Below are 1,146 nucleotides of genomic sequence, written 5' to 3' on the forward strand. Positions count from 1 at the left end.
GGCGGAACTGGTGGCGACGATCTGGAGACGGGTGGTAACGGCGGTGCCGGCGGCGCTGGAGGTGCGGCGGGGTTGATTGGTGCCGGCGGGGCGGGCGCTGATGGTGGATCCGGTGGCCTTGGCGTATTTCAGGGCGGTAACGGCGGGGCCGGTGGCCAAGGTGGTGTGGACGGCTGGTTGTACGGCAACGGTGGTCATGGTGGGACCGGCGGGGACGGCGGGAACGGCGCGGTGGGCGGCAACGGAGGGGCAGGCGGGGACGGTGGGGCGGCCCGACTGCTCGGGGTCGGAGGCGCCGGAGGTGCCGGTGGATCCGGCGATTCGAGCGCCGTCGCGGGGATCGGCGGGGCGGGCGGAAACGGCGCCCGAGGTGGGTTGTGGTACGGCACCGGCGGGGCCGGGGGCGCCGGGGGGTCGGGCGGGCAATATGTCTCGCACGGCATTTACGCCCCTGGTGGACCCGGTGGTTACGGCGGGTCGGCGGGCTGGTTCGGCGCGGGCGGCATCGGTGGGACCGGTGGTATCGGGGCGGCGGGCGGCCACGGCGGCAACGGTGGCCTGTTCTTCGGTGACGGCGCCATCGGTGGGGCCGGCGGGATCGGCGCGGATGGTGGCCATGGCGGCAACGGCGGTCTAGTGATCGGCAGCGGCGGCGACGGTGGTCAAGGTGGGGCGGGCGCGGCGGCCGTCAACGCCGGCAACGCCGGGCGAGGCGGTGATGGCGGTGATGGCGCCGCCCTGTTCGGCTCCGGCGGCAACGGCGGCCGGGGCGGCAACGGCCTTGCCGGAGCACAGCTGAACCTCGCGCCGCAGCCCAACAATGCACCGCCGACCGACGGCGAAAGCTATGGCAGCCACGGACATCCGGTATCGGGCTTCACAACTGGCGGGCCCGGCCAACCCGGCGCTAACGGCGGCCTCAACCAGAGCGGCGGCACCGGCGGGGCCGGCGGAAGCGTCTACGCGAATGGCGGGGCTACCGGCGGCAATGGCGGTGCCGGCGGTCAACCCGGCCACGGCGGCAACGGCGGTGCCGGCGGTGCCGGCGGTCTGGCGAACACCGACGGCATGGGCGATCAGGCCACCGGCGGCAGCGGCGGTCACGGAGCAGCGGGCCTGCACCCGAGCGGCGCGGGCGGCGCGGGC

Annotated in this window: 1 pseudogene; it reads left to right on the forward strand. The window is 75.6% G+C overall.

Features of this window, described 5'->3' with window-relative positions:
- Positions 1–1,146 (forward strand): annotated as a pseudogene (locus tag B4U45_RS28360) (PE family protein); the annotation flags it as partial.

It is taken from the genome of Mycobacterium persicum (genome assembly GCF_002086915.1).
In the GTDB taxonomy this organism is placed as follows: domain Bacteria; phylum Actinomycetota; class Actinomycetes; order Mycobacteriales; family Mycobacteriaceae; genus Mycobacterium; species Mycobacterium persicum.